The organism is Bradyrhizobium sp. ORS 375 (assembly GCF_000239775.1).
GTDB lineage: Bacteria > Pseudomonadota > Alphaproteobacteria > Rhizobiales > Xanthobacteraceae > Bradyrhizobium.
The window spans coordinates 48,972-71,783 of the sequence record NZ_CAFI01000095.1 but is presented as its reverse complement, the minus strand read 5'-3'; the positions used below and the strand labels follow the sequence as shown (position 1 = coordinate 71,783).

Here is a 22,812-nt window from a genome sequence, read left to right as displayed (position 1 = left end):
GCGCAATGCCGACCTCTATCGCTATCGCGCCCGCGACCTCGGCCGCAGGGGGCGCTGGGATCGCGCGGTGGCCGATTATGAGCGGGCGATCCGGCTCGATCCGAACAATCCCGCGCTGTTTCGCGAGCGCGGCCTCGCGCTTCAGCAGAAGGGCGAGCTCGACGAAGCGCTGGTCGATCTCGATCGCGCCGTGCGCATGAGCTTTGCAGATCCCGAGCTCTACTGCGATCGTGGCGCCATCTGGCTGGCGAAGGGCCGCTACGACCGGGCGCTCGCGGATTTCAACCAGGCGCTCAAGCTGAATCCGGCTCTTGCGGCGGCTGCCGCCCGCCGCGACGAGGCGCTCGCGCGCAAGCGCGACCAGCAGATTGCCGACGACAATCGCGCCCGCCCCGAGGCGTCCGAGACGACCGGCACGCTGCCTCCGGATGATCAGCCCAAGCGCAGCGCCCGCTGAGCCGCACGCTCGCAAACGCGCCGCCTGACATCCAGGAGATGCCGGGCAGCGTTATGGCGACATCGCTCTGCGTCATGCACGAGAGGCACCACCGCAGCCTGCGATCGAAGGAGCGTGCGATGAGCGTCTACATCTCCGTCACCGGCTTCCGCCCGCATCGCGGACTGCTGCGACTGGCGCGGTTCTGGTGGCACACGATGCGCGCCGTGCGTCAGGCGCGCGCGGCGCCCGGCAATCTCAGAGTCATGCTGCGTCCCGTCGACGGCATCTATCACACGCTGACGGTCTGGACCGATGAAGCCAGCATGCGCGCCTATGTCAGAAGCGGCGCCCACCGCCGCGCCATGATCGGCTTCCGCGACCTTGGCGGCGGGAAGACGCTCGGCTTTGCCGCCGACGCCGATCCCGGCTGGGACGTCGCCTACGCGCGCTGGCAGTGCGAGGCGCGGGAGGTGTGATTTATTAGTCGCCCGCAACATGGCTCCCGTCATTCCGGGGCAAGGCCGCAGGCCTTGAACCCGGAATCTCGAGATTGTTTTGCGCCCGTCCTCGAACAATCTCGGGATTCCGGGTTCAATCGCCATGCGCTTTCAGCGCATGACGATTGCCCGGAATGACGGTGCTGGCAGTCAAGAGATCCTAACTAACCCACCCGCCACTCCGGCACGCCGTCGGCGGCCATGGTGATCGTCCCCAGCATACCAACCGGCGTCCGGTCGAGATCCATCAGCTGCGCCAGCGTGGTCTTGTCCTGCGCGGGCACGCGCGCGAGCGTGCGCGCGTCCTGCTCGGTGCGCAGCATCACCACGCCATGCTCGACCTCGCCGTTGCGGTCATACAGCGCAGTGGCGCTCTCGACCTTGCCGCGGCCGCTCGCTTCGCTGACGAAGTCCGGCGCCACGGCGCGATGGCGATCGGCCTCCGCCTGCACGCTGACGTCCTGCGACAGCTGTGACGGCGGCTCGCGCGAGATCACCAGGGCATGATGCTTGGTGACGAAGCCGCCCTGGCCGTAGAGCAGCCCGCGTTTGGCGCCGCCGCGCAACCGCCGCACCATCGCGCAGGCCGCATGCGTCATGTAGGTGTTGAGCGGCGCCCCGAAGAAGGTCAGCCCGCCGGTCACGGTCGGCTCGACGTCGGCGCCGAGGCCGAGCGTCCGCCGCGCCATCTTCGGCACGCAGGGAAAGCAGCTGTAGAGCTCGATGACGTCGAACGCTGATCCCTTGCCGCCGACGAGGTGCATCGCTGCCTGCAAGACGGCGTTCTGCGGATGGCTCTCGGAAAACTGATCGCGCGTCAGGTAGTCGCGCGGATCCTCGGCGGAAGCGCCGCCGAGCGGATAGATCATGCGATTGTCGGCGACGCCTGTAGCGCGCGCCTTCGCCAGGCTGGTCAGGATCAGCGCCGCGCCCATGTTGACCATGGGATTGGCGACCATCAGCTTGGTGTAGGGCCAGGCGATCGGCCGGTTGTCGGCCGAGGCGGTGGTGATCTCCTCCGGCGCGAAGTGCCGCTTCAGCCAGGCATTGGGATTGTAGGCGGCCACCGCCGAGAAGCGGGACCACAGCTCGCCGGATTCGGCGAGCGCCTGCCGCGGTGTCTGGCCCCATTTGGCGGCGCTCGCGACCTCGTAGAACGGATACACCGAGACCGGGCGGAACACACCGAGCTTCACCGCCAGCGGCTTCTGGAACGCCGCGCCGCGCTTCGGCTCCTCGACGTCATGCGCGAACGGCGTCCACGGCAGGGTCACGCCGGCGCGCTCGGCCTTGGTCGCGGTTGACTGCGCCTCCGCGCCGCAGACGATGGCGACCTCGCATTCGCCGCGCGCGATGCGCAACGCGGCCTCGTGCAGATAACGGATCGGACTCTCGCCGCCGACCGGCCCGTAAGTGCAGTGCGCCGGTGTCACGCCGAGACGCTGCGCCAGCAACTGCTCGGGGTCGCGATAGCGCCAGCTGAGGAGGTTGACGACGTCGAGCGAGCCGGTGTCCTGCACGAGCTTGGCCCCGGCGTCATTTTCCGCGCGGCGGATCGCCTGCTCGAGCAGCGCGAGCGGCTCCAGCCCCTCGGCGAGGTCCTTGGGGCGATCGACGATCTCGCCGACACCGACGATGACGGGAATGCGTTCCGGGGGCAGGGCGGTGGCGGTCATCGGCGTTTCCAAACGGCAGCGGCCTGTGACGGGCCGTCATTGTTGTCTTGTCTCGGTTTTGTCATCGCAGGTTCGCTCCTGCAATGCAGAAAATGTGGATGGCGCCCGCGCGCGGCGCGGCTTCCGCTGCGCGGCATATGCGCTTAAAACGTCAGCTCCTTTTGCCGATCACGCCGGAGTCACCCGTGTCCGAACAGAACAGCTATGTGCCGCCGAAGGTCTGGACCTGGAACAAGGCCAGCGGCGGCCGCTTCGCCAACATCAATCGTCCGATCGCCGGCCCGACGCATGACAAGGAATTGCCTGTCGGCCGTCATCCCTTGCAACTCTATTCGCTGGGCACGCCGAACGGCGTGAAGGTCACCGTGATGCTCGAGGAGCTGCTGGCGCTCGGGCATGCGGGTGCCGAGTATGACGCCTGGCTGATCCGCATCGGCGAGGGCGACCAGTTCGGCTCCGGCTTCGTCGCGATCAATCCGAACTCGAAGATCCCGGCGCTGCTGGACCGCAGCGGGCCCGAGCCGATCCGCGTGTTCGAGTCCGGCGCGATCCTGGTCTATCTCGCCGAGAAGTTCGGTGCCTTCCTGCCCACGGAGCCTGCCAAGCGCGCCGAATGCCTGTCCTGGCTATTCTGGCAGATGGGCGCCGCGCCCTATCTCGGCGGCGGCTTCGGCCACTTCTACGCCTATGCGCCGATGAAGATCGAATACGCCATCGACCGCTTCGCCATGGAGGTCAAGCGCCAGCTCGACGTGCTCGACCGTCGTCTGGCCGAGAGCGAATATCTCGCCGGGCCGGACTACACGATCGCCGACATCGCGGTGTGGCCGTGGTACGGATCGCTCGCCAAGGGCCTGCTCTACGAAGGCGGCGAATTCCTATCGGTGCAGGACTACAGACACGTGCAGCGCTGGACCGACCAGATCGCGCAGCGCACCCCGGTGAAGCGCGGCCGCATGGTCAACCGCGTCTCCGGCGATCCCAAGAGCCAGCTCCACGAACGCCACGACGCCAGCGATTTCGACACCAAAACGCAGGACAAGATCGGACAGGGCACTTAGGGCTGCGCTCCAGCCCTTGTACTCCACGGTCATGCCCCGCGCAGGCGGGGCATCCAGTACGCCGTGGCCTCTCGGTCGATCACAGCTGCCTCTGGAATACTGGATCACCCGCCTGCTGTGATAACAGCTGAGATTGCATTTTGCAGCATCGTTGAGCTGGAGGGCGCGCCGAAATCGTCATTGTCGCGTCCGACTGTTCGAGTGCGCCGTGGGCACCGTCGACCCTCACATCCATCGGCGGTGGACACGCATCGCCTGACGGCGTTGTTTTGCTCACCCTGCGTGATCCCGAAGCCCGGATGAGCGGAGCGACATCCGAATTCGCCGACGCCGCGCGTGGGACCCCGGATATCGCTCCGCTCATCCCTGCTACAAAGCCACCGCCATCGATGCTTGCCGCACTGCAGCGGATCGCGATGGTTTGATCTCTGAAGCTCACGTCTTTTCTCGGCACGAGAGAATCGTGCAACTATCATCTCCAGCAGCAGTGCAGGCCGCATGCCGGGCGAGCTGAACATATCGTCTTGCGGTGATGACCCGCGCCATAACGACCACTCCGGAGGGAGTTGCATGATCGACAGACGTGATCTGCTCAAGGGAGCGGGGTTGGCAGCGCTGCTGAGCGGGGTCGGCGCGACCCGCGTGCTAGCCGAAGACAGCGTGACGTTGCCGTTCGCCAACGGCGAGCGTCCGCTGGTGAAGTATCCGCAGAAGCGGCCGATGATCGGCCTGACCAGCCGGCCGCCGCAGCTCGAAACTCCGTTCGGCGTGTTCAATGACGGCGTGATCACGCCGAACAACGCGTTCTTCGTCCGTTATCATCTGGCGGCGCTTCCCTACAACCTCGATCCGGACAAGTTCACGCTGGAGGTGAAGGGCAAGGTCGACAAGCCGCTCAAGCTGTCGCTCAAGGACATCCGCAAGCTGAAGGCGACCGAGATCGTCGCCGTCAACCAATGCTCCGGCAACAGCCGCGGCTTCTTCGAGCCGCGCGTCGCTGGCGGCCAGCTCGGCAATGGCGCCATGGGCAACGCGCGCTGGCGCGGCGTGCCGCTCAAGACCGTGCTCGAGATGGCCGGGATTCAGTCCGGCGCGAAGCAGGTCACCTTCAACGGCATGGACGGCCCGGTGGTCGACAAGACGCCGGATTTCGTGAAGGCGCTGGACGTCGATCACGCCATGAACGGCGAGGTGATGCTGGCCTATGGCATGAACGGCGAGGACCTGCCGTTCCTCAACGGCTTTCCGCTGCGTCTCATCGTGCCCGGCTACTACGGCACCTACTGGGTCAAGCACCTCAACGAGATCACCGTCATCGACACTGTCTTCGACGGCTTCTGGATGAAATCGGCCTATCGCATTCCGGATACGCCGAACAATGCGGTCGAGCCCGGCACGGCACCAAAGGCGACGATCCCGATCAACCGCTTCACGGTGCGCTCCTTCATCACGAGCGTGTCCGATGGCGCCAAGCTGAAGGCGGGGACGGCGATGCTGCGCGGCATCGCATTCGATGGCGGGAGCGGAATCAAGCAGGTCGCGGTCTCGACCGACGGCGGCCAGACCTGGACCGACGCGAAGCTCGGCAAGGATCTCGGGAAGTACTCGTTCCGGGAGTGGAAGCTGCCGGTGAAGCTGGCCGCCGGAGCCCACGAGCTGAAGGTGCGGGCCACCAGCAATGCCGGCGAGACTCAGCCGGAAACGCCGCGCTGGAATCCAGCCGGCTATCTGCGCAACGTCGTCGAATCCGTCCGTGTCACGGCCGCCTGAGGAGAATGACCATGCAACGGACGTCCTTCCTCCGCGTCACGCTGGCTGTCGGGCTTGGCTGCGTTGCCGGCACCCCCATCTCGCTCAAGGCTGCGCCGGTCAACTATAAGGTTCCGCAGGAAACGGCGGCCTTCAAGCCGGGACCTGATCTCGCCGTCGTGCAGGGCAATTGCACCGCCTGCCACTCATCCGACTACATCAAGACGCAGCCGCCGATGAAGAACAAAAAGGAGTTCTGGCAGGCCGAGGTCACGAAGATGATCAAGGTCTATGGCGCCCCGGTCGATGAGGCCGACGTCGGCAAGATCGTCGACTATCTCGCCACGACCTACTGACGATCCTGCTCAGCGGGGCAAGGCTCAGCCGGCCCCCTTCGCCGGCGGAAAATCCATCCGGTCGTTCGTCCGGCAATAGCGGTCGGCGAACATGCGCCCGACCGGATGGAACAGCTCCATCTCGACCCGCATCTTCTCGCTGTCCCACAATTCGTCGCGGATGTGGAAGGTGAGGCCCTCGCCAAGCACCAGCACGCGATCGCCGTTGACGTCGATCAGCTGCCAGATCTTGCATTCCATCGCGAACGGCGCGTCCGCCAGCCGCGGCACGCCGATAGTGCGCGACGGCGCGAGCTTCAGCCCGAGATGATCGGGCTCGCCGATCTCGGGCGGAAAGTCGCCGCCGGTCTCATGCATCGCCCGCGCCAGCGGCTCGTCGGTGATGTGGACGACGAACTCGCCGGAGCGGCGGATGTTGACCAGGGTGTCCTTGACCCGCCCATCGGGCCGCAGATTGATCGCGAACACGCACAGCGGCGGGTCCTCGCCGAGCACGTTGAAGAACGAGAACGGCGCGGCGTTGACGACCCCGGTCTCGCCCTTCGTCGTCACCCAGGCGATCGGCCGCGGCAGCACGAAGGAGGTCAGAATCTTGTAGCGCTCGCGCGGACTGAGATCGGTGGAGAGGTATTCCATGTTTCGCGGCCTCTGGTGCGTTGGTGCGCCGAGCGTAGTCGGCGACGCTGCGCTGCGGAAGCTGATAAAGCGGGCAGAGGCTGCGTGCATGAGCGGCGATCTCCCGCGAAATTCGGTGTTCCCTGGAACGGCTCCGGCGACGCCACGTTCGAACAGCACAGCAACGACAAATGGAGGTCACGCCGTGAAACCCATGATCAGCCTGATTGCGTGCGCGTTCGTCGTCTCGGCCAGCTCGGCCTGGGCCCAGGGCACGCAGCAGCAGACCACGACGCCACCGAGCGCGCAGAATTCAGGAGCAGGCATTCAGGGCGCGCCCGGTAACAAGAACGGGCCTTCGGCAACCGACTCGGGCACGGTGGGCTCGTCCTCGACGATCAACCGGCAGAACCCGGACGTCAGCTCCCAGGACCCGTCGAACATCAAGGGCATGCCGGGCAACAAGAACGGTCCGCCGGCCAAGAAGCCGCAGAACTAACAATGTCACACCGGATGGCGGCTGCGCGATTGCGCAGCTGCCATGCGCCATCTGCCCGTCGTGCCAGTTTGTCGCACGCGTGAGGCCTTGTGCCGTCGGGCAAATCAGATCGATCTTCCGCGCATCCTGCTTCGACACGAGGGGCGTATCGCGATCGTCACGAGACGTGAGGCAGGGATGCGGTGGGCGGATCGGATTGCAGCGCGGTCACACGCGCCGACGAACGATCGGGTTCGCACGGTGAAGTCGTATGGTCCTGGCATCCCGACGCTGATGCCAAGCGGGCGGTGATGATCCGCTCGTCACGGGGGCAAGACAGCCCGGTCCCCGGGGAGAGTACGTATAATCCGTCAAGCCACCGCGCGGGGAATGCCGGGTCGATCCGGCTGAACCTGTGGTACCTGCCGCCTGCATTTTGTTCGCAGGCGGGCCATGGGTGAGGCCATCGCCCGGCATTCCCTGCGCCCTCGCTTGTCGCGAGGGTCCCGATGAGCAGAGCTCGGGCGCAACGCGCCGCGAGGGCGCGGCGCGCTGGCGTCGTCAGGGCAGAGCGGCGGCCCCGTTGGTGACGATCAGATTGTCGGTATCCGCCGGCGCCAATTCGCTGGTCGCATCGCCGCCGAGATATTTGTCGAGCGTCGCCTGGATCCGCTCCCGCGCCGTATAGGGGCCGCGGTCGCTCATCCAGGTGTGCTGGAACTCGGTCTTGATGATGTCGATGCCGCTCTTCTTCCCAAGCTGCTTCGGCAGCACGTCCGGATCGGTCTTGAACTCGGGATCGTCGGAGCGGAACGACAGGATCTTCAGCTTGTCCCTGACCACGAAAGGCACGCGCAGATTGTCCAGCGTCACCACCTGCGAGACGATGTTCGGATGCTCCTTGGCGAAATACATCGCGGTGTCGCCGCCATTGGAGTGGCCGACCAGCGTGAGATGATCATAGTCGGCATTGGGATGCCGCTTCTTCATCTCGTTCAGGACGCACAGGATGTTGGCCTCGCCCTTCTTATAGACATCGAGCCGGCCGACATAGGGCAGGCCGACCTTGGTCACGAGCGGCGGATCGGTCGGCAGGTCCTGCTGCACGCTGGCGACGAGATAGCCCCGCGCGGCGAACACGTTCGCGAGGAAGGAATACTCGGTGTTCTTCACCGTGTTGCCGTTGCTGATCACGGCGACCGGCAAGCGCCACAGGCCGGCGTTGGCCTTCATCTCGTAGTCCTTGCGGACCGCGATGTCGACATTGATCGGCCGCTGCCGTGCAGCATCGAAGAACTCACGGCTCTCGTGCTGGATGCCCCATTTGGCCATCGCAAAGTAGCCGGCCACAGCCAGGGCAGAGACACAGGCCAAAACCGTCACACCGCGCTTCATGGCGTCCTTCCCTTGGAATTCTCCTCGTCATGTGATGAGGGACAACGCCTAGGTCACGGGGGCGTGGCAGGCTTGGCAGCATTAAATTTCGGAAATCTTGGAATAGAGCGCGGGAACAAATCCTGCTCTGGTGGACCGGCGCACCGGCCCACCGCACCTTCCGGCCGGTCAGAAAGCGGTATAGCCGCCGTCGATCACGAAGCAATCGGCGGTGTGGTACGACGATGCCTTGCTCATGAGGTATACGGCAATGCCGCCGAAATCCGACGGCTCGCCGAAGCGGCGCACCGGAATCCGCGGCATGACGTTGGCGACGAACTTCTCGTTGCCCATGATGCCTGCCGTCATGTCGCTCCTGATCCAGCCCGGCAGGATGGCATTCGCGGTGACGCCGTAGCGGGCGAGCTCGACCGCCAGCGCGCGGCACAGCGCGTTGATCGCGGCCTTCGTCGCGGCATAGTGCTCGTTGCGCGCGGTGCCGAACAGCGAGGCGAGACTCGATGTCGCAACCAGCCGGCCGAAGGGATCGCCGGCTTCGGCTCGGGCCGTCATGTGCTTCGCGGCGGCCTGGAAGGCGTGGAAGACGCCGTCGAGATTGGTCGCGAACATCGTGCGCCACTCCTCCTCGCTGCGCTCGATGAAGGGCTTGCGGCCGCCGCCGCCGATGCCGGCATTGGCGAAGCAACCGTCGACGCGGCCGAACGTGTCGAGCGTCGCCTTCATCGCCTCGGCGACGGAAGCCGGGCTGGTGACGTCGCAGATGCGCGTATCGACCTTGCCGGGCCCCGCGGCCATCGACGCCGCGGCCGTCTTGTTCTTCTCGGCGTTGCGGCCCCAGATCGAAACGTTGCAGCCACTGGACGCAAGTGCCTGAGCGATGCCGAGGCCTATGCCTCCATTGCCGCCGGTGACCACGGCCACACGGCCGGTGAGATCGAACATTGTCATGAGCGTTTCCGTGAGGTGTGAGCGCGCGATCAGCGCTTCGGTCATTTGGATGACGCAACCATGGACAAGCGAAGCGCAAAAATCAAATATGCTGCTCGAACCGGGCTGCGCTTCGTATTTCCGCCGCGAAGAATGCCGCCTTCGAAAAGCTCTTGAGAGGAAACCATGCAGTTCAAGCACGTCACGCTCGATTTCGACGGACCCGTCGCGGTCCTCACGCTCGATCATCAGGAGGTGATGAACGCGGTCTCGATCGACATGCTGGGCGGGCTCGGCGAGGCGCTCGACGAGATCGAGGAGAGGAAGGCCGAGGTGCGCTGCCTGGTCGTGACCGGGGCCGGCCGCGCGTTCTGCACCGGCGCCAATCTCCAGGGGCGCAACGCGCAGGCCAAGCCCGGCCGCAGCAATGCCGGCGCCGCGCTGGAGACCGCCTTCCACCCGTTCCTGCGCCGCTTGCGCAACCTGCACTGTCCGATCGTGACGTCGGTCAACGGCCCGGCGGCCGGCGCCGGCATGAGCTTCGCGCTGATGGGCGACATGATCCTGTGCGCCAAGTCCGCGTACTTCCTGCAGGCCTTCCGTCGCATCGGCCTCGTCCCCGACTGCGGCTCGACCTGGCTGCTGCCGCGCCTCGTCGGCAAGGCGCGCGCGATCGAGCTGTCGCTGCTCGGCGAGAAGCTGCCGGCCGAGACGGCGCTGCAATGGGGCCTCGTCAACCGCGTCTATGACGATGCGGCGCTGAAGGAGGAAACGATGAAGCTCGCGCATGAGCTTGCCAATGGCCCAACGGTGGCGCTGGCGCAGATCCGCCGGCTGTATTGGGACAGCCCGGAGAACTCGTTCGAGGAGCAGCTCAACGAGGAATTCCAGTCGCAGCGCATCGCCGGCAGCACGGCCGATTTCAAGGAGGGTGTCACCGCCTTCCTCGAGAAGCGTCCCGCCAAGTTCAAGGGCCAATGATCGAGGCCGAGCTGTCCCGCTGCGTCGCCTCGTTCATGCCGGGCGCGACCGGCGCGCGTGGCGCGGCGAAGCTGTCCGGCGGCGCCAGCCAGGAGACGTGGCGCTTCGACATCGTGCACCCCGACGGTGACGTCGGCGCCATCCTGCGCCGGTCGCCGAAAGGCTACGGCGCGGCGCCCGGCCGCGCCGCAGGGCTCGACAATGAAGCGGCGTTGATGCGGCTCGCGCATCGCGCGGGCGTGCCATCGCCGGAGGTGCTGCACGTGTTGCGGCCTTCCGACGATCTCGGCACCGGCTTCATCATGCGCCGCGTCGAGGGCGAGACCATCGCGCGCAAGATCTTGCGCGATGCCGAATTCGCCGAGGCGCGACCCCGTCTCGCGCGCCAGCTCGGCGGCATCGCTGCCGGCATCCACAACATCCCGCGCGAGGCGTTGCCGTCGTTGCGCGAGATGAACGCGACCAGAGAGATCGCCGAGCTGGCGCGCGAATATCACAGCTTCGACTGGCCGCGCCCCGTCTTCGATCTCGCGCTGCGCTGGCTGTCGCAGAACGATCCGGGTCCGCCGGCCGAGGTGACGCTGGTGCATGGCGACTTCCGCAACGGCAATCTGATCATCGGTCCCGATGGCGTGCGCGCCGTCCTCGACTGGGAGCTCGCCCATCTCGGCGATCCCATGGAGGACCTCGGTTGGGTCTGCGTCAACTCCTGGCGCTTCGGCGAGATCGACAAGCCGGTCGGCGGCTTCGGCGCGCGCGAGGAGCTGTTCGCGGGTTATAAGTCCGCGGGACGCAAGGTCGATGTCGACAGGGTGAAGTTCTGGGAGGTCATGGGCACGTTGCGCTGGGGCGTGATGTGCTGCGGCATGATGCAGCGGTTTCGTCTGGGGCCTGACCATTCGATGGAGCGCGCCATGATCGGCCGCCGCGCGTCGGAAACCGAAATCGATCTGCTGCGGCTGCTGGCGCCGCGAGGAGAGGGCTGATGCAGGACGAACCGAGGCCGGACGAGCTGGTGAAAGCTGTCGCCGACTTCCTGCGCAACGACATCGCCCCGCTGATCTCGGGCCATCAGGCCTTCAAGCTGCGCGTCGGCATCAACGCGCTCGATCTCGTGGTGCGGCAGCTGACGCAGGCGGCTGCGGCCGACGCGGCGGAGCATGCGCGGCTGGAGCAACTGCTTGGACATGACGGCGCGTTGTTCGATATCAATCGCGTGCTTGCGGAGCGGATCGCGAGCGGCGCCGTCGACCTCTCGACGCCAGGGCTGAAAGAGCATCTCTGGCAGACCACGCTCGACAAGCTCGCTGTCGACCAGCCCAACTACGCGTCCTACAAGCGCGAGGCGGGGAGGGGCACCGATGCCTCCTAATCCTCCGCCGTCATGCCCGGGCCTGACCCGGGCATCCATCCTCTCCCGAGTCTGCCGGCCGACGTGGATGGCCGGGTCAAGCCCGGCCATGACGCAGTGGGGGCAAGCTCGCGCAGTCATTCAGGCGCTAGCGCCCCAGCCACTTCGGCGGCCGCTTCTCCGAGAACGCCTTCGGGCCTTCGATGTAGTCCTGCGAGTGGATCATCGCCTGCACCGCCGGATAATCGCGCTGCTCGGTGACGGCCTGCTCCAGCGACACCGCCAGGCCCTTCTCGATCGCCTGCTTGGAGGCGCGGATCGACATCGGCGAGTTCTTCGCGATCGTCTCCGCCCAGCGCTCCGCGGCCGCCAGCGCCTCGCCCTGCGGCACCACCTCGTTGACGAAGCCGAGCTCATGGCCCTCGCGAGCGCCGACGTGTCGGCCGGTCAGGATCATGCCCATTGCGCGCTTCATGCCGATCTGACGCGGCAGCCGCTGCAGGCCGCCGGCGAGGGCAGCGAGGCCGACGCGCGGCTCGGGCAGCGCGAAGGTCGCATTCTCCGAGGCGATGATGAGGTCGCAGGCCAGCGCGATCTCGAAGCCGCCGCCCATGGCGACGCCGTTGACGGCAGCGATCAGCGGCTTGTCGCAATCGAAGCGCGACGTCAGTCCGCCGAAGCCGCTTCGGCCCCAGCCCCGCTTGCCGCCGGCCGCCTGCCATTTCAGGTCGTTGCCGGCGCAGAACGCCTTGTCCCCCTCGCCGGTGACGATCGCGACCCATTGCTCGGGATCGGCGGCGAAGCCGTCGAACACCGCCTCGAGCTCGTAATGTGCGTCCGTGTGCAGAGCGTTGTAGACCTCGGGGCGGGCCAGGGTGACGATCGTGATCGGCCCCTTGCGCGTCACCTTGGAGAATTTCAGATCCATCGGCCGTTCCTCCTTGTTTCTGATTGGCAGTCTTGCGCGAGCTTAGCGCCAGCGCTGCGTTTGCGATCATCCAAATACGCAACGGCGCTGCGCGCCACAAGCACGCGGCGACAGGCCGCGTCGACCAAGACCAAGAACAACAACGACACGTACAGGGAGACACGCCATGGATTTTTCCTTGCCCAAGGAGCTCACCGCCTATCTCGACGAGCTCGACCGCTTCATCGCCGCGGAGATCAAACCGCTCGAGGAGACCGACGACAACATCCGCTTCTTCGATCATCGCCGCGAATGGGCGCGCACCGATTTCGAGAATGGCGGCCTGCCGCGGCATGAATGGGAGCAGCTGCTGCGCAAGGCCAAGGATCGCGCCGATGCGGCGGGCCATCTGCGCTTCGCAATTCCGAAGCGCTATGGCGGCAAGGACGGCTCCAACCTCTGGATGGCCGTGATCCGCGAGCACTTTGCGTCGAAGGGCCTCGGCCTGCACAACGATTTGCAGAACGAGCACTCGATCGTCGGTAATCTCCCGATCGTCACCATGCTCGATCGCTACGGCCGCGACGACCAGAAGGCGATGATCGACGGCTCGATCACCGGCAAGTACCGGATCACCTTCGGCCTCACCGAGCCGCATCACGGCTCGGACGCGACCCATATGGAGACGAAGGCCGTCTCGGCCACCCGCGACAACGTCAAGGGCTGGCTGATCAACGGCGAGAAGATGTGGACCACCGGCATGCACGTCGCCACCCATTGCGCGCTGTTCGCGCGCACGTCGGGCAACGACGGCGACGCGCGCGGCATCACCTGCTTCCTGGTGCCGGCGAAGAGCGAGGGCGTGAAGGTCGAGGAATATCTCTGGACCTTCAACATGCCGACCGACCACCCTCGGGTCAGCTTCACCGACGTGTTCGTGCCGGAAGACGCGCTGTTCGGCGAGGTCGGGCGTGGGCTGTCGCTGGCGCAATGCTTCGTCCACGAGAACCGCATCCGGCAGGCGGCGAGCTCGCTCGGCGCCGCCGTCTACTGCATCAACGAGAGCATCAACTACGCGCGGGAGCGCAAGCCGTTCGGCAAGGCTCTCGCCGAAAACCAGGCGATCCAGTGGCCGCTGGTGGAGTTGGCGACGCAGGCCGAGATGCTGCGGCTGCTGATCCGCAAGACGGCCTGGGAGATGGATCAGCTCACGCAGGCGCAGGTGGAGCACACGCTGTCCGACAAGGTCTCGATGTGCAACTACTGGGCTAATCGGCTGTGCTGCGAGGCTGCGGATCGGGCCATCCAGGTTCATGGCGGCATGGGCTATTCGCGCCACAAGCCGTTCGAGCACATCTACCGCCACCACCGCCGCTATCGCATCACCGAGGGCAGCGAGGAGATCCAGATGCGGAAGGTGGCGGGTTTCCTGTTCGGGTATATGGGAGCGAATAAGAGGTGAGGTTGTCGTAGGTCGAAGACGGCCATCGTGAGCGTCAGCCGGCAATTCAAACTTATCACTTGGCCCTTGGATTGCTTCGGCGCAAGTGCGCCTCGCAATGACGGTGGGGAAAGAGCGCGCGCTCTCTCCACGTCATCGCGAGCGTCAGCGAAGCGATCCAGAATGTATCGCCGCGAACGATCCGCATCATTAGTTCACTTGCCGGTCCTTTCCCGCCCAATACGGGTCCCGCAGATTCCGCCGCAGGATCTTGCCGGACGGATTGCGCGGGAGGGCGTCGAGAAAGTCGACGCTCTTCGGCGTCTTGAAGCCGGCGATGCGGGTGCGCGTGAAGTTGATGATGTCGGTCGCGGTCGCCTGCTTGCCGGGCTTCATCACCACGATTGCCTTCACCGCCTCGCCCCATTTGTCGTCGGGAATGCCGATCACGGCGGCCTCGGCGACATCGGGATGGTCGCAGATCGCGCTCTCGACCTCGGCCGGATAGATGTTCTCGCCGCCGGAGATGATCATGTCCTTGATGCGGTCGTGGATGTAGACGTAGCCGTCCTCATCCATGTAGCCGGCGTCACCCGTACGCAGCCAGCCGTCCTTGCCGAGCGTCCGCGCGGTCGCCTCCGGCAGATTCCAGTAGCCCGCCATGTTGGAGCCGGAGCGGGTGGCGATCTCGCCGACCTCGCGCGGCGGCAGCGGGTTGCCGAGCGGATCGATGATGGCGACCTCGACGCCGGGCAGCGGCTTGCCGGCGGAGCGCATCCGCTCGAGGCCCTCGACGTGATCCTCCGGCGGCAGTGCGATGATGGTGCCGGTGGTCTCGGTCATCCCGTACATCTGCACGAAGCCGCATTTGAAGACGTCGATGCATTCCTTCAGCAGCGCCGCGGGGATCGGCGAGGCGCCGTAGAGCATGTATTTCAATCGGGAAAAATCGACCTGCCGCGCACGCGGTTGCCGTACCACGAACTGCATCGCGGCGGGCACCATGAACAGCTTTGTGATCCCGGACTGCTCGAAGAAATCGAGAATCTTCGTCGGATCGAACTCGCGCGCGATGACGCCGCGGGCGCCGTGGTAGAGGCTCATCAGACCCCAGCCGGAGCCGCCGATATGGAAGATCGGCATCGCGATCAGCGAGACATCCTCGGTCGACCATTTGTTCCAGTCCGGCTTCTCATCCGGATTGCCGGTGTTGACCAGGTTGAGGAAGTTCGCGTGCGACAGCATCGCGCCCTTCGGCTTGCCCGTCGTGCCGGAGGTGTAGAGCTGCAGCGCGATGTCCTTCGGTGTGATCGCCACGCCCGGATCATGAGCGTCTTGGGCGTCGCGCCACGGCGTGTAGTCCTGCCATTCCGGTGCGCCGCCTTCGGTGGTGATGATGTGCCGCACGCTCGGCAGCTGGTCGCGGATCTGCCGGATCATCGTGATGAACTCCGGCCCGACGAACAGGGCGGGTGCCTTGCAATCCTCGACAATGAAGGCGACCTCGGGACCAGCCAGCCGCCAGTTCACCGGCGCCATCACGACGTTCGCCTTCATGGCGCCGACCAGCAGCTCGAAATAGCTGTCGCTGTTCTTGCCGAAATACGCGATCCGCTCGTGCGGCTTGAGGCCGAGCGCCTTCAGTGCGTTGGCGACCTGGTTGGTCTTGCGGTCGAACTCGGCGAAGCTGGTGATGCGGCCCTCGAATTCGTAGGCGGTGGCGGAGCCGAGTGCCTGCGCCTGCTTGCGCACGACGTCGACGAGCGTCGACGCTGCCGTCGTGACGGACATGTTTCCCCTCCGATTGTGCCGTATTCTTCGTTTCTATTCGGCTATCTCGCCCCGGATTGCGCCGGAGCGAGTATCGTTCAATCAATCTACAGGTCGCGCCCCGCCGATCAACAGCGCGGTTGCGCGTCAGCTCGTCCGCGTCGCGCGGTCCTTCTCGTTCTGCGCCTTGATCGACTCCTTGGCCTTGGTCCAGTCGTCGTCGCTCCAGTCGCGCAGCTGATAAAAATTGCCGCCCATCGCCAGTGCCTGGGCGCCGTCCATCGCGATGGTCTCGCCGTTGATCCAGTTGCAGCCGCCGGAGATCAGGAACACTGCAAGGTTCTGCAACTCCTCCATGGTGCCGACGCGGCCCATCGGGTTCATCGCCTTGGTCCGCGCGCCGGCCTCGTCGCCCGGCTTGATGCGCTTGCTCATGCCTTCGGTCGGGATCTCGCCGGGCGCGATGGTGTTGAGGCGGATGCCGTAGCGGCCCCATTCGGTGGCGAGCGACATCGTCATGGCGTGAATCGCCGACTTGCTCATCGCCGACGGCACGACGTAGGGCGAGCCGTTGCGTACCCAGGTCACCGTGATCGACACGACATTGCCAGGCTGCTTCGCCGCGATCCAGCGCTTGCCGACCGCATGCGTGACGTAGAACGTGCCGTGCATCACGATGTTGGCGACTGCGTCGAATCCGCGCGGGCTCAATTCCTCGGTGCGGGAAATGAAGTTGCCGGCGGCATTGTTGATGAGATCGGTGAGGCCGCCTTCCTGAAAGATCGCCTCGATCATCTCCTCCACCGCCATCGCATTGCGGATGTCGACGCCGTGGCTCGTGACGCGGCCGCCATAGAGGTCCATCAGTTCGGTCGCGGTCTCGTCGCAGACGATTTTCCGCCGTCCGCAAATATGCACTTCGGCGCCGAGCTGGAGGAAGCGGGCAGCCATCGCCTTGCCGAGGCCAGTGCCGCCGCCGGTCACCAGGATACGCCGACCCTCGAGGAGATTGTCCTTGAACATGGAAGTTTCCCGCCTGACATGTTGTGAGTTAATTGGTCGATTGACTAAACTGCTCCGGCAGCCTTCTGTAAAGACACAAAGACAATCGTGAGGAGACCGCCCGATGGACAACCGCATCGCGATCGAGATCAAGGACGGCGTCGCCGATGTCCGCCTGGTCCGCGCCGACAAGATGAATGCGCTCGATCAGGAGATGTTCGAGGCGCTGGTGGCGGCCACCGAACGGCTGTCGAACGAGAAGGGACTGCGCGCGGTGGTGCTGTCCGGCGAGGGCCGCGCGTTCTGCGCCGGGCTCGACATGGGCCGCTTCGCGGCGATGAAGGAGTCCGGCGGTAACGGTATCGCTGGCGGCGAGAAGCGTGACCTCACCGTTCGCACCCACGGCAAGGCCAATTTCGCCCAGCAGGCGGTGTGGGGCTGGCGGCAGCTTCCGGTGCCGGTGATTGCTGCGGTGCATGGCGTGGCCTATGGCGGCGGTTTCCAGCTCGCGCTCGGCGCCGACATGCGCTACGTCGCGCCCGACACCAAGATGTCGATCATGGAGATCAAATGGGGGCTCGTGCCGGATATGGCGGGCACACCGATCCTGGCGACGTTGATGCGCGACGACATCTTGCGTGAGCTGACCTACACCGGCCGGGTGTTCTCGCCGGAGGAGGGGCAGGCCTACGGTCTCGTGACCCGCATCTGCGCCGATCCGCGCGCGGCCGCGCTGGAGACGGCGCGCGAGATCGCGGGCAAGAATCCGGATGCCATTCGTGCGGCCAAGCGGATGTTGAACAACCTCTCCGTTGATCCGGGCCCGGCGCTGCTCGCCGAATCGGTCGAGCAGCAGAAGCTGATCGGCAGCCCGAACCAGCTGGAATCGGTGCGGGCGAATATTGAAAAGCGTGCGCCGAAGTTTGCCGACTAGCATCCTCCTCGCGGGATGTCCCGAAGGAGCCGAGCCAGACAATCTCGAGATTCCGGGTTCGATGCTGCGCATCGCCCCGGAATGACGGCGGAAACTCAAACCGACACCAGATCGGATACCAAGAAAATGGAAACGTCCTCCCTGTTCTGCGGCATCATCTCCGGCGATCGCCGGCGCAGCCATGCCGAGATCGCCGACCGCGCCGCGCGGATCGCCAATGGCCTCGCGCAGCTCGGCGTCCGCCAGGGCGATTGCGTTTGCATGCTGATGCGCAACGACATCGCCTTCATCGAGGCGGCCTACGGCGCGATGCGCCTCGGTGCGTATGGCGTGCCAGTGAACTGGCACTTCAAGCCGGAGGAGATCGACTACATCCTCAAGGATTCGGCGACGCGCGTGCTGATTGGCCATGCCGATCTGCTGCACCAGCTGCGGGGTCTCATTCCGCCCGATATCACCGTGATCAGCGTTCCGACGCCGCCGGAGATCTTGTCGAACTACAACATCAGTACGGACCTGCTGGAAACGCCGGACTTTGCGATCGAGCTGGAGGGCTGGCTTTCGCAGCACAGCCCTTACGAGGGTCCGCAGGTGCCGCAGCCGCAGAACATGATCTACACGTCGGGCACGACCGGCCACCCCAAGGGCGTCCGCCGCAGCGCGCCGACGATCGAGCAGGCCGCCTCGGCCGAGCGGATGCGGGCGCTGATCTACGGCCTGAAGCCGGGCTCGCGGGCGCTGCTGCCGGGGCCACTGTACCATTCCGCGCCGAATGCCTTCGGCCTCCGCGCCGGCCGCCTCGGCGGTGCGCTGGTGCTGATGCCGCGCTTCGAGCCGGAAGAGTTTCTGGCCGTCATTCAAGCCGAACGGATCGACACCATCTTCATGGTGCCGACGATGTTCATCCGCCTCATGAAGCTGCCGGAGGAGGTGCGCCGCCGCTACGATACGTCGTCGCTGCGCCACGTCATTCATGCCGCCGCGCCATGTCCGGCCGACGTCAAGCGCGCGATGATCGAATGGTGGGGGCCCGTGATCTACGAGTTCTACGGCTCGACCGAATCGGGCGCCGTGACCTTCGCGACCTCGGAAGACGCGCTGAAGAAGCCGGGCACCGTCGGCAAGGTCTCGCCGGGCGCCGAGCTGCGTTTCCTCGGCGAGGACGGCCGCATTTTGCCGCAAGGGGAGGTCGGCGAGATCTATTCGCGCATCGCGGGCAATCCGGACTTCACCTATCACAACAAGCCGGAGAAGCGGACCGAGATCGATCGCGACGGCTTCATCACCTCCGGCGACGTCGGCTACATGGACGCCGAAGGGTATGTCTTCCTCTGCGACCGCAAGCGCGACATGGTGATCTCGGGCGGCGTCAACATCTATCCGGCGGAGATCGAGGCCGTGCTGCACGCCGTCCCGGGCGTGCACGATTGCGCGGTGTTCGGCATCCCCGACGCCGAGTTCGGCGAGACGCTGATGGCGGTGGTCGAGCCGCAGCCCGGCGTGGTGCTGGACACCAACGCGGTCAAGGCGCGGCTGAAGGCGTCGCTGGCCGATTACAAGGTGCCGAGACACATCGAGATCCATGACAAGCTGCCGCGCGAGGATTCCGGCAAGATCTTCAAGCGGCGGCTCCGCGATCCCCATTGGGAGCGAGCGGGACGGAAGATCTGAGCGGAAGCTGCATCTGGGTTCGAGACGAGACGAGCGCCGCATCGAATAGGGCAGGCGACGCCTCTTTCTTGATCTTGCGCTGCAATACAGATACGGCAGACTGACCCGTAAATGGGCAGCTGCTGGAGAGCGCATCCATGTCGCCGCAAGCCATACCAGAGGAAATCCGTCCCAATCGCGCCGCCGAGGCGCAGGCCATGGAGGAGGATGCGCGGCTCCGGGACGATATCCGGCTGCTTGGTCGCATCCTCGGCGACACCGTCCGCGACCAGGAGGGCGCCGATGTGTTCGATCTCGTCGAGCGCATCCGCCAGACGTCGGTGCGCTTCCATCGCGACGAGGACCGCCAGGCGCGCCGCGAGCTGGAGCAGATCCTCGACGGCATGACGACCGCCGAGACTGTCCGCATCGTCCGCGCCTTCAGCTATTTCTCCCACCTCGCCAACATCGCCGAGGACCAGAACAACATCCGCCGCATGCGCGCCAAGAGCGATGGCAATGGCGGCGCCGGCATGCTGGCGGAGACGCTGGCCCACGCCAAGTCGGCCGGATTCGAGGCGGCCGAACTGCGCAAGTTCTTCTCGACCGCGCTCGTCAGTCCCGTCCTCACCGCCCACCCGACCGAGGTGCGGCGCAAGAGCACGATGGACCGCGAGATGGAGATCGCGACGCTGCTCGACCGCCGCGAGCGGATGCAACTGACGCCGGACGAGCGCGAGGCCAACGACGAGGCGCTGCGCCGCGCCGTGCTGACCCTGTGGCAGACCAATCTGCTGCGCCGGACCAAGCTGACGGTGCTCGACGAGGTCACCAATGGCCTGTCGTTCTACGATTACACCTTTCTCCGCGAGGTCCCGCGACTGCTGTGTTCGCTGGAGGACCGGCTCAATGACGGCGCCGAGGTCGCGGGCGATCTGGCGTCGTTCCTGCGCATGGGCAGCTGGATCGGTGGCGACCGCGACGGCAACCCGTTCGTCACCGCCGACGTGATGCGCGGCACGCTCAAGCTGCAGTCCAGCCTTGCTTTGCACTATTACCTCGAGGAGCTGCATCTGCTCGGCAGCGAGCTGTCGATCGCGGCGCATCTGGCCGATGTCTCGGAGGAGCTGCGCGCGCTCGCCGAGCGCTCGCCCGACACCTCGCCGCACCGCCGGGGTGAGCCGTATCGTCTGGCCGTGTCCGGCATCTATGCCCGCCTCGCCGCGACGGCGAAGAAGCTCGGCATCCAGATCAGCCGCCTGCCGGTGGCGGCGGTCGCGCCCTACGACAGCGTCAAGCAGCTGCAGGACGATCTCGACGTGCTGCATCGCTCGCTGATCGCCAACAATGCCGAGGTGATCGCGCGCGGCCGGCTGCGGATGCTGCGGCGTGCGGTCGACTGTTTCGGCTTCCATCTGGCGCGGCTCGACATCCGCCAGAACTCGGCGGTGCATGAGCGCACGGTGGCCGAGCTGATCGATACCGCGATGCCCGGCATGTCCTACATGGCGCTCAGCGAGGACGCGCGCGTCGGCCTGCTGGTCAGCGAGCTGCGCAACACCCGGCCGCTGGTGTCGCAATTCGTCAAATACAGCGACGAGACCGTCGGCGAGCTGGAGCTGTTCCGCGCCGCGGCCGAGGCGCATGCCACCTTCGGCGCCGACGTCATCACCCAGTGCATCATCTCGATGTGCAAGGGCATGTCGGACATGCTCGAGGTCGCGCTGCTCTTGAAGGAGGTCGGCCTGATCGACCCCTCCGGCCGCTGCGGCGTCAACATCGTGCCGCTGTTCGAGACCATCGAGGATCTGCAGGCCTCCAGCGGCATCATGGACCGGATGCTTGCGCTGCATGACTATCGCCGCCTGGTCGACAGCCGCGGCGCCGTTCAGGAGGTGATGCTCGGCTATTCCGACAGCAACAAGGATGGCGGCTTCGTCACCTCGGGCTGGGAGCTCTACAAGGCCGAGATCCATCTGGTCGAAATCTTCGAGCGCCATGGCATTCGGCTGCGCCTGTTTCACGGCCGTGGCGGCTCGGTCGGCCGCGGCGGCGGCCCGAGCTACGACGCTATCATTGCGCAGCCCGGCGGTGCCGTGAACGGCCAGATCCGCATCACTGAGCAGGGCGAGATCATCTCCAGCAAATATTCCAACGCCGAGGTCGGCCGCACCAATCTGGAGATCCTGGCCGCGGCGACGCTCGAGGCCAGCCTGCTGCATCCGCGCCAGCCGGCGCCGAAGCGCGAATACCTGACCGCGATGGACCGGCTTTCCGAGCTCGCCTTCAAGGCCTATCGTGGCCTGGTCTATGAGACCGACGGCTTTGTCGAGTATTTCTGGGCCTCGACCGTCATCAACGAGATCGCGACGCTCAACATCGGCAGCCGTCCGGCCTCGCGCAAGAAAACCCGCGCGATCGAGGACCTGCGCGCGATCCCTTGGGTGTTCTCCTGGGCCCAGTGCCGGCTGATGCTGCCGGGCTGGTACGGCTTCGGCAGCGCGGTCGAGACCTGGATCGCGGAGAATCCGCAGCAGGGCATGCCGTTCCTGCGCGAGCTCTATCAGGAGTGGCCGTTCTTCCGCATGCTGTTGTCCAACATGGACATGGTGCTCGCCAAGAGCTCGATCGCGATCGCCTCGCGCTACGCCGAGCTGGTGCCCGACGAGGCCCTGCGCGAACAGATCTTCGGCCGCATCCGGCGCGAATGGAATCTGGTGATCGAGACCCTGCTCGACATCACCGGCCAGGAGCGCCTTCTGCAGGGCAATCCGCTGCTGGAGCGCTCGGTGCGCAACCGGTTTCCGTATCTCGATCCGCTGAACCACGTGCAGGTCGAGCTGTTGAAGGCGCACCGCGCGCAGAACCCGGACGAGCAGGTGCTGCGCGGGATTCAGCTGACGATCAACGGCATCTCGGCCGGGCTGAGGAATACGGGGTAGCCCCTCTGATAGCAGTCGCAGCCTCGCTGTCGTCCCGGCGAACGCCGGGACCCATACCCCAGGGAGGAGTTTGGGGCAGGCGTGTGGTTGGCATCTCGCACATCACGTCTGCTGCGGCGTATGGGTCCCGGATCGGCGCCATGCCGCGCTGGCGCGCGGCACGGCTTGTCCGGGACGACGGCGGTGGATGCGACGGATTCACGGCTCAAACAGCGGTCGGAAAAAAACGGGACGTAAGCTGACGTTCTCGCGGCACATCATGCCCGAGCTCTTGCGATCAGTTCGTCCCTCGCAAACATGCAAGGGCGCGGGGAATGCCGGGTGAAGGCCTCACCCATGGCCCCCTGCAACACGAAAAGCAGGCGGCAGTCACCACAGGTTCAGCCGAACATCCGGCATTCCCCGCGCGATGTCTTCACGCTTATACGCGATCTCCCCGGTGTGCCGGCTCGTAGACACCGTCGCCCGTGGCATGCGCTGGCACCCTCACGGACTTGACGCCTGCTTCGGGGCGCCAGGACCACGCGATTTCACGTCCGCAACCAAGCCGTTCGTCCGCGCGTCCGTGAAGACACGCTGCGGCTCCATCGCGGTCATCGCATCCCCGCCTCGCGTGTCGTGACGATCGCGCGCTACGCCCC

General features: G+C 65.7%; 20 protein-coding genes. 13 read left to right on the top strand and 7 right to left on the bottom strand.

Annotated features, from left to right (window positions below):
* On the top strand, positions 1-457 hold a 457-nt coding region (locus BRAO375_RS08185), incomplete at its 5' end, for a tetratricopeptide repeat protein (RefSeq protein WP_035639558.1).
* Positions 458-576: 119 nt separating this feature from the next.
* Positions 577-915, top strand: a complete 339-nt coding sequence (locus tag BRAO375_RS08180) for an antibiotic biosynthesis monooxygenase family protein (protein WP_009026991.1) — start codon at positions 577-579, stop codon at positions 913-915.
* 185 nt (positions 916-1,100) lie between these two features.
* On the opposite strand, the gene BRAO375_RS08175 is transcribed toward BRAO375_RS08180, so the two are convergent.
* Positions 1,101-2,612 (bottom strand): acetyl-CoA acetyltransferase, encoded by a 1,512-nt coding sequence (locus tag BRAO375_RS08175; RefSeq protein ID WP_009026990.1) that lies wholly within the window; start codon positions 2,610-2,612, stop codon positions 1,101-1,103.
* A 185-nt stretch (positions 2,613-2,797) separates the two neighbouring features.
* Between BRAO375_RS08175 and yghU the strand changes: the two genes are divergently transcribed.
* The 3 genes from yghU (at position 2,798) to sorB (ending at position 5,778) form a co-directional block, all read left to right on the top strand.
* Positions 2,798-3,673, top strand: a complete 876-nt coding sequence (yghU, locus tag BRAO375_RS08170) for a glutathione-dependent disulfide-bond oxidoreductase (RefSeq protein ID WP_035639564.1) — start codon at positions 2,798-2,800, stop codon at positions 3,671-3,673.
* Between the two features lie 570 nt (positions 3,674-4,243).
* Positions 4,244-5,443 carry a SorA family sulfite dehydrogenase catalytic subunit gene (gene sorA / locus BRAO375_RS08165; RefSeq protein ID WP_009026988.1) on the top strand — a complete coding sequence of 400 codons (1,200 nt, stop codon included), beginning with the start codon at positions 4,244-4,246 and terminating at the stop codon, positions 5,441-5,443.
* 5 nt (positions 5,444-5,448) lie between these two features.
* Positions 5,449-5,778: a SorB family sulfite dehydrogenase c-type cytochrome subunit gene (gene sorB, locus BRAO375_RS08160; protein WP_009026987.1), complete on the top strand. Its 330-nt coding sequence runs from the start codon at positions 5,449-5,451 to the stop codon at positions 5,776-5,778.
* A gap of 24 nt (positions 5,779-5,802) precedes the next feature.
* Here the strand turns inward: sorB and BRAO375_RS08155 are convergent, their stop codons facing one another.
* Positions 5,803-6,414 carry a flavin reductase family protein gene (locus BRAO375_RS08155; protein WP_009026986.1) on the bottom strand — a complete coding sequence of 204 codons (612 nt, stop codon included), beginning with the start codon at positions 6,412-6,414 and terminating at the stop codon, positions 5,803-5,805.
* A 184-nt stretch (positions 6,415-6,598) separates the two neighbouring features.
* Between BRAO375_RS08155 and BRAO375_RS08150 the strand changes: the two genes are divergently transcribed.
* Complete coding sequence (locus tag BRAO375_RS08150) at positions 6,599-6,892, top strand: hypothetical protein (protein WP_009026985.1); 294 nt, start codon at positions 6,599-6,601, stop codon at positions 6,890-6,892.
* Positions 6,893-7,432: 540 nt separating this feature from the next.
* Here BRAO375_RS08150 and BRAO375_RS08145 read toward each other — a convergent pair.
* Complete coding sequence (locus BRAO375_RS08145; protein ID WP_009026984.1) at positions 7,433-8,266, bottom strand: alpha/beta hydrolase family protein; 834 nt, start codon at positions 8,264-8,266, stop codon at positions 7,433-7,435.
* A 168-nt stretch (positions 8,267-8,434) separates the two neighbouring features.
* Positions 8,435-9,214: an SDR family NAD(P)-dependent oxidoreductase gene (locus BRAO375_RS08140; protein WP_035639561.1), complete on the bottom strand. Its 780-nt coding sequence runs from the start codon at positions 9,212-9,214 to the stop codon at positions 8,435-8,437.
* A gap of 165 nt (positions 9,215-9,379) precedes the next feature.
* On the opposite strand from BRAO375_RS08140, the gene BRAO375_RS08135 reads away from it, so the two are divergent.
* From BRAO375_RS08135 to BRAO375_RS08125, 3 genes are read left to right on the top strand one after another with little or no spacing between them, the layout of a single operon-like run.
* The gene (locus BRAO375_RS08135) at positions 9,380-10,174 is read left to right on the top strand and encodes an enoyl-CoA hydratase/isomerase (RefSeq protein WP_009026982.1); all 795 of its coding nucleotides are present in this window, start codon (positions 9,380-9,382) and stop codon (positions 10,172-10,174) included.
* Complete coding sequence (locus BRAO375_RS08130; RefSeq protein ID WP_035639551.1) at positions 10,171-11,160, top strand: phosphotransferase family protein; 990 nt, start codon at positions 10,171-10,173, stop codon at positions 11,158-11,160. The genes BRAO375_RS08135 and BRAO375_RS08130 overlap by 4 nt, the downstream gene beginning before the upstream one ends.
* Entirely contained in the window at positions 11,160-11,546 is a 387-nt protein-coding gene (locus BRAO375_RS08125; protein ID WP_009026980.1) for a DUF6285 domain-containing protein, read from the top strand. Before BRAO375_RS08130 ends, BRAO375_RS08125 begins: the two co-directional genes overlap by 1 nt.
* A 127-nt stretch (positions 11,547-11,673) precedes the next feature.
* Here the strand turns inward: BRAO375_RS08125 and BRAO375_RS08120 are convergent, their stop codons facing one another.
* A complete protein-coding gene (locus BRAO375_RS08120) occupies positions 11,674-12,453 on the bottom strand; it encodes an enoyl-CoA hydratase-related protein (protein WP_009026979.1) in 780 nt (259 codons plus the stop codon).
* Positions 12,454-12,619: 166 nt separating this feature from the next.
* On the opposite strand from BRAO375_RS08120, the gene BRAO375_RS08115 reads away from it, so the two are divergent.
* Positions 12,620-13,894 carry an acyl-CoA dehydrogenase family protein gene (locus BRAO375_RS08115; RefSeq protein ID WP_009026978.1) on the top strand — a complete coding sequence of 425 codons (1,275 nt, stop codon included), beginning with the start codon at positions 12,620-12,622 and terminating at the stop codon, positions 13,892-13,894.
* A gap of 189 nt (positions 13,895-14,083) precedes the next feature.
* Here BRAO375_RS08115 and BRAO375_RS08110 read toward each other — a convergent pair whose 3' ends face one another.
* Both BRAO375_RS08110 and BRAO375_RS08105 read right to left on the bottom strand, forming a co-directional pair.
* Positions 14,084-15,664, bottom strand: a complete 1,581-nt coding sequence (locus tag BRAO375_RS08110) for a fatty acid--CoA ligase (protein WP_009026977.1) — start codon at positions 15,662-15,664, stop codon at positions 14,084-14,086.
* A gap of 126 nt (positions 15,665-15,790) precedes the next feature.
* Positions 15,791-16,666, bottom strand: a complete 876-nt coding sequence (locus tag BRAO375_RS08105) for an SDR family oxidoreductase (RefSeq protein WP_006613814.1) — start codon at positions 16,664-16,666, stop codon at positions 15,791-15,793.
* Between the two features lie 103 nt (positions 16,667-16,769).
* Here BRAO375_RS08105 and BRAO375_RS08100 point away from each other — a divergent pair, with 103 nt between their 5' ends.
* The 3 genes from BRAO375_RS08100 (at position 16,770) to ppc (ending at position 22,171) form a co-directional block, all read left to right on the top strand.
* Entirely contained in the window at positions 16,770-17,579 is an 810-nt protein-coding gene (locus BRAO375_RS08100) for a crotonase/enoyl-CoA hydratase family protein (protein ID WP_009026976.1), read from the top strand.
* Positions 17,580-17,705: 126 nt separating this feature from the next.
* Positions 17,706-19,250 carry an acyl-CoA synthetase gene (locus tag BRAO375_RS08095; RefSeq protein ID WP_035639548.1) on the top strand — a complete coding sequence of 515 codons (1,545 nt, stop codon included), beginning with the start codon at positions 17,706-17,708 and terminating at the stop codon, positions 19,248-19,250.
* A 137-nt stretch (positions 19,251-19,387) separates the two neighbouring features.
* Positions 19,388-22,171 carry a phosphoenolpyruvate carboxylase gene (gene ppc / locus BRAO375_RS08090; RefSeq protein WP_009026974.1) on the top strand — a complete coding sequence of 928 codons (2,784 nt, stop codon included), beginning with the start codon at positions 19,388-19,390 and terminating at the stop codon, positions 22,169-22,171.
* The last annotated feature ends 641 nt before the right edge of the window (positions 22,172-22,812 follow it).